Below are 6118 nucleotides of genomic sequence, written 5' to 3' on the forward strand. Positions count from 1 at the left end.
CGTTACGACTGGTCACAGGTGGACACTTCCCACCGCAATAAATACAAAGTGCACGATGCCATCATGCCGGATGGCAGCCGCAGTAATGACTTTTACGAATATCAGTACACCCGGACCGTCAAGGAAACTCAGGTTAAACAGAGCGACCCCGGTAAAATTCTGGCCGGGGGTAATATCACGCTCAACAGTGCGCAGGTCACTAATCACGACAGCCAGATTGTCGCCAGCGGGGCGCTGGATGGAGAAATCGGCGAACTGCACAATATTGCCACTCAGGGCGAACGCATCACTACCGATGAAGGTCGCCAGACCCACTGGTACGCCAAAAAGACCAGAAAGAAAAAGTTCGGATTCGGGGGGACCAAAACTTCGCAGGGAAAAAGCCGCAGTCGTTATGCTCCCGCGCCGGTAATAGAAACGATTGACCTGAAAACGCTGGCCTGGCAGGAGCATACCCGCCCGGCGGCCCCCGGTATCACCATCGCCGACCGACAAACCGGTCAGATACACGCGGCCCCCACGGCGGTTACGCCGGTGAACGGTATCAAAAATCAGCCGCTGGTATTGCCCCCCGGTCAGCCGTTTGAACTGAGTTTGCCCCCGGAGACGGTGAAAGGGCAAACAGTCGACCCGGTGATACGCGTGGTGACGCCTGATACCCGCCTGCCGAATAACAGTCTGTATACCGTGCAACCGGCCAGTGACAGCCACTATCTGGTCGAGACCGACCCGAAATTCACCCAGTACAAACAGTGGCTGGGCTCGGACTATATGCGGCAACAGCTCACTCACGACCCGGCGCTGGTTCATAAACGCCTGGGCGATGGGTTCTACGAACAGCGGCTGGTGCGTGACCAAATCACCCAACTGACCGGCCAGCGCTATTTACCGGGCTACAACAACGACGAAGCGCAGTTTAAAGCGCTGATGGATGCCGGTGTCGCCTTTGGCAAACAGCAACAGTTAACGCCGGGTGTGGCGCTGAGTCCGGCACAGATGGCGCTGCTGACCTCAGACATTATCTGGCTGACTAACCAAACCGTCACCTTGCCGGATGGCACTACCGAGGTAGTGACTGTGCCGCAGGTTTATGCGCGTGTCCGTCAGGGCGACCTGCGCAGTGATGGCGCCTTGCTGGCCGGGAATACCGTGGCGCTCAGCAGTCAGGGCGATATCACTAACAGCGGCACCATCAACGGGCGTGACGTCACTCAACTGACGGCCAACAACCTCACCAATAGCGGCTTTATTCGCGGCGGCAAAGTGGATTTAGCGGCCCAACAAACGCTCGCCAACCGGGGCGGCCGGATTCAGGGGGATGACCGGGTGACTCTGAAAGGCCGGGATATCATCAGCGCATCGACCGTGCGCGGGGATGAAGCGAACCGCTGGCAGGACCGTCCGGCAGGCATCTACGTGCAGAACGATAAGGGCGCCTTATCGCTGAGCGCCATTAACAATGTCCAATTAACCGCCAGTGACGTTAAAAACGCCGGTAAAGACGGTCACACCGAGATAACGGCAGGCTATAACCTGACGCTGGACGCCTTAAGCACGCGCCGCACAGAGCAAGGGAATTGGGGGAAAGATAACTATCGCCATCTGACCCAACAACAGGATATCGGCAGCCAGATAACCGGCGCCGGTGATGTGACCCTGCAAGCCGGGCAGGATTTGAACGCCACCGCCGCCCACGTCAACGCCGGTCAACAACTGACGGCGCAGGCCGGAAATAATCTGACGCTGACCACCGGGACGGCCTCATCCGACTTAGTGGAGCACAGCAAGCAAACCAGCAAAGGCTGGCTGTCGAAGTCGTCAGTGGAAACCCACGATGAAGTGCATGACCAACAGGCGCTCAGCACCACATTCAGTGGCGATAAAGTGAATCTCCAGGCCGGAAAAGACCTAAACATCATCGGTAGTAACGTCGCTGGCACGCAGGATGTCAGCCTGAACGCCGGTCATCAGCTCACCGTCACCACCGCTGCGGAAGCGCACGATGAAACCCATTTGCGGCAGGAGAAAAAATCCGGCCTGATGGGGACCGGCGGCATGGGTTTCACCGTTGGCAAAGCCAGCCAGAAAGTCACCACCAACAGTGACAGCCAGCTGAGCAAAGGCAGCACGGTCGGCAGCAGCCAGGGCAACGTCACCCTTAACGCGGGAGAACAACTCCGGGTTCACGGCAGCGAGGTGATTGCCGGTAAAGACCTGACGCTGACCGGTCAACAGGTCGATATCACCAGTGCGGAAAATCGCCATCACACCACGACAAAAACCGAACAAAAACAGAGCGGCTTAACCGTGGCGCTGAGTGGTACAGCAGGCGGGGCCGTCAACAGCGCGGTGCAAACAGCCAGAGCCGCCCGCACTGAAAGTGACCCGCGAGTAAAAGCCCTGCAAAACACTCAAGCCGCCCTCAGCGGCGTGCAGGCGGCGCAGGCTGGCCGACTGGCGGAAGCTCAGGGCAGTGACGACAAAGGCAATAATAATCTGGCCGGGGTGAGCCTGTCCTATGGCCGCCAGTCTTCCCGTTCAGAACAGCAGCACCGCCAGACCACTCAACAGGGCAGCCGTCTCACGGCCGGGGATAACCTCACCATAACCGCCAAAGGGGATGGCAAAGGCGCATCAGGCCAGAATGGCGATATCCGTATTCAGGGCAGCCAGTTACAGGCGGGTAAAGACCTGCAACTGAATGCTAACCGGGATATTCAGCTCTCCTCCAGCCAGAGCACTGAACAGACCACCGGCAAAAACAGCAGCCACGGCAGTTCGCTGGGCATGGGCCTGACCGTGGGACCGGGAGGCACCGGCCTGAGCGTCTCGGCCAATGTCAGTCGGGGCAACGGCCACGAAAACGGCAACGGCGTCAGTCACACTAACACCACGTTACAGGCAGGACAGAGCGTCGGGCTGAACAGTGGCCGGGACACGACGCTAAAAGGCGCTCAGGTCAGCGGCGAGCAGATTACCGCCGACGTAAAACGTCATTTGACATTAAGCAGCGAGCAGGACAGCCAGCGCTATGACAGCCAGCAACACAACGCCAGCGCGGGCGTCAGCGCCACCGTGGGTCCCCTCACTAACGGTACCGCAAGCCTCAATGCCAGCCGCAATAAACTGCACAGCAACTATGACAGCGTGCAGGAGCAGACCGGGCTGTTTGCCGGCAAAGGCGGCTATCAGGTTAACGTCGGTGACCATACCCAACTGGACGGCGCGGTGATAGCAAGTACCGCCGATAAAGCCAAAAACACCCTGAACACCGGGACACTGGGCTTCAAGGACATTCAAAATAAAGCGGACTTTACTGTTGAGCAGCAGAGTGCGGGCGTCAGCCTCGGCCAACCGACCGCCGGTCAGGTTCTGAATAATCTGGCAGTCAATGCGCTGACGGGGACTCATAACTCAGGCCATGACAGCAGCACCACGCACGCGGCGGTCAGTGACGGCAACCTGATTATCCGGGATAAGGCGCACCAGACGCAGGATGTCGCGACCCTCAGCCGCGATACCGATAACGCCGCCAATGTCCTGAGTCCGATATTTGATAAGGAAAAAGAACAGCAACGGTTGAAACAGGCGCAACTGATTGGCGAACTCAGCGCTCAGATGACCGAGATAGTCGGGACGGAAGGGAAAATTATCGCCACCAAAGCGGCGAAAGCGAAGCTGGACCATCTCAGTGAACAGGACAAAGCCAATGCCAGAGAAAAATTGATCAACGCAGGCACTAAACACCCGACTTCGGCGGATATCAATCAACAAATTTATGACACCGCTTACACGCAGGCGCTGAATGACTCGGGCTTTGGGACTGGCGGAACCTATCAGAAAGCGTTACAGGCCGCCACGGCAGCGATTCAGGGGCTGGCAGGGAACAACCTCGGTCAGGCGCTGGCCGGAGGCGCTTCACCGTATCTGGCCGGGGTGATAAAAGCGCTGACGACGGACCCACAAACCCATCAGGTGGATATCGCTACCAATACGCTGGCCCATGCGATTTTAGGGGCGGTGGCGGCGGAAGTGAGCGGTAACAATGCCCTGTCGGGTGCCGCAGGTGCGGCGTCGGGGGAACTGGCCGCGCAGGTCCTGATAAAGCAACTTTACGGTGATGGGGCCAAAGTCAGTGAGTTAACGGAGGAGCAGAAGCAAACTATCAGCACCCTTTCCACCCTAGCAGCAGGACTGGCAGGCGGTATTGCCGGTGACTCCACCGGGAGCGCTGTTACCGGGGCGCAGGCAGGGAAGAACGCAATTGAGAATAATGCGCTGGCCTCCCGAAATCTGGGCGATTGCCGCACGCTGTCACCGGAAGCGTGCGGTAAGGCCAAAGAACTGAGCCAGCGCATTCTGGATAAAGGTCTGCCGTCGGTTGAAGACATGCGCGGTAAACTAGCATCGTGTCAGGATGACCGTTGCCGTAAAGGGGTCTGGACAGAGTACCGGCAGGCCAGTGATGCAACTATCAACAGCCTGAAACAAATGGCGTTGAATGGTGAGTTGAGCCGCGAAGAGCTGGCCTTTATCAACCATGAGTTGGGTAAAGAACTGGCGGTATCAGGATACCGTGCCAATGACAAGATAGGGCGTTCAGAGCAGAGCAGTTGGTTAAATGGTGGCAGTGGACCGCTCTCCGGGTTCTTTAATACTGAATTGCGTCAGAAAGAGCTGGAGAACGCAGGCTTATCCAAAGCCGATGCGGCGCAGTATGTGAAAGAAGAGCAGCGCAACCTGTTGTTGCTGGAGACCGCGACGGGAATTATTGGGGCAAAAGCCAGTGATAAAATGCAGGCGAAACCATCATCTGTACCGTCAATAAAAGGTTCAACTGTTAACAAAGGCAGTAGCTCTGAACAACATACTAATGAGCATAAAGTTATTGTTGTAGATAAAACAAAATATCCAGAATCAGCGAAGCATATTGAAGATGCTCAGAAAGCAGGGCATCCTAATGTGTTGACGATTGATCGTGGAGGCGCTGCTCAGAGGAGAGGAGAATCCTTGAAAAATACTCCTCCGGTGAAAGGTGCAGATCGTGATGAATATCCTCCTGCTATGTTTAAAGAAGGTGGCTCAGGCGCTTCGGTTCGACCAATTACCCCTTCTGATAATAGAGGAGCTGGATCATGTATTGGTCAACAATGTCGCGGATTACCTAATGGTGCGACTGTAATTATAAAGACAGAAAAGACAGACAAATCAGGCAAAATAGAAACGGAGAAATAGAAAAATGTGGCCTTTAACTGACAAATTACTCTCAATTTGTAGTCATGATATTTCTTCGGTTAGATCAGAAAAATATATTGCTTCCAATTATGGAAAATCATTGGTAGATGAATTGAGCTGTTTATTGATTAAAAAAAATGGATTTTATGGCTTTGAGTCTGCATTACGCGTTTTTCCATATGAAACGATAGGTGAAGAGATCGGCTTAATTGATTGGAACAATAATAGGTTATGGATTAACTCGTACGAAGATATGGCTAAGGATGCTCTTTTCTTTGCAGAAGATATCTTTGGAAATCAGTTTTGTTTAAAAGATGATTGTATTCATACATTCGATCCTGAAACGGGATTATTTGATAAATTAGCCGAGAGTATAAATGAATGGAGTGGGATTATCTTGGAAGATTATGAAGTCTTAACTGGATATTCTTTGGCTCATAATTGGCAAAACATTTACGGTCCTATTCAATCTGGCTATCGTTTAGTCCCTAAAATTCCCTTTGTTTTAGGCGGAGAATATGAATTGGAAAATCTTTACTTAGCTCGAACAGGCGAATCAATGAGAGCCAGAGCTGATTTGGCTCTACAAATACGAAATATTCCCGATGGGGCAAGCATTAAAATGGACATAAAAGATTAAAAATCAGTTAGCAAAAAGATCCCAGTCCAAGCACTGGGATCTTTTTTGAGTCGTCAGCTGTTCTCAATGAGCCGGATAATCAACTGCCCCCGTTCAACGGTGATGTTCACTGCCTGTCCGGTGGTAAACCCGGCTTCTTCCAGCCAGTTGCCTTTAAGATGCAGGCTGGGATGCTGACTGTAATAGCGGGTCATGCCAGTGTTGCGATCTTCGTGGCGGGTGCTGGTATACCCCACCTTATAG

Annotated in this window: 2 protein-coding genes and 1 pseudogene; 2 read left to right on the plus strand and 1 reads right to left on the minus strand. The window is 53.9% G+C overall.

Features of this window, described 5'->3' with window-relative positions; translation table 11 throughout:
• Together LGZ98_RS22755 and LGZ98_RS22765 are read left to right on the plus strand one after the other, a co-directional pair.
• Window positions 1-4284: pseudogene (locus LGZ98_RS22755) on the plus strand (hemagglutinin repeat-containing protein); the annotation flags it as partial.
• 955 nt (window positions 4285-5239) lie between these two features.
• Window positions 5240-5875 carry an SMI1/KNR4 family protein gene (locus LGZ98_RS22765; protein ID WP_205068583.1) on the plus strand — a complete coding sequence of 212 codons (636 nt, stop codon included), beginning with the start codon at window positions 5240-5242 and terminating at the stop codon, window positions 5873-5875.
• Window positions 5876-5928: 53 nt separating this feature from the next.
• Here LGZ98_RS22765 and LGZ98_RS22770 read toward each other — a convergent pair.
• Window positions 5929-6118: SymE family type I addiction module toxin (locus LGZ98_RS22770; RefSeq protein ID WP_262978643.1), on the minus strand; the 190-nt coding region annotated here is incomplete at its 5' end.

Source organism: Photorhabdus kayaii, from assembly GCF_025384895.1.
In the GTDB taxonomy this organism is placed as follows: domain Bacteria; phylum Pseudomonadota; class Gammaproteobacteria; order Enterobacterales; family Enterobacteriaceae; genus Photorhabdus; species Photorhabdus kayaii.

What these genes read in the sequence shown, in the direction of transcription:
- LGZ98_RS22765 (WP_205068583.1), top strand. Translation starts at nt 5,240, where the DNA reads ATGTGGCCTTTAACTGACAAATTACTCTCAATTTGTAGTCATGATATT.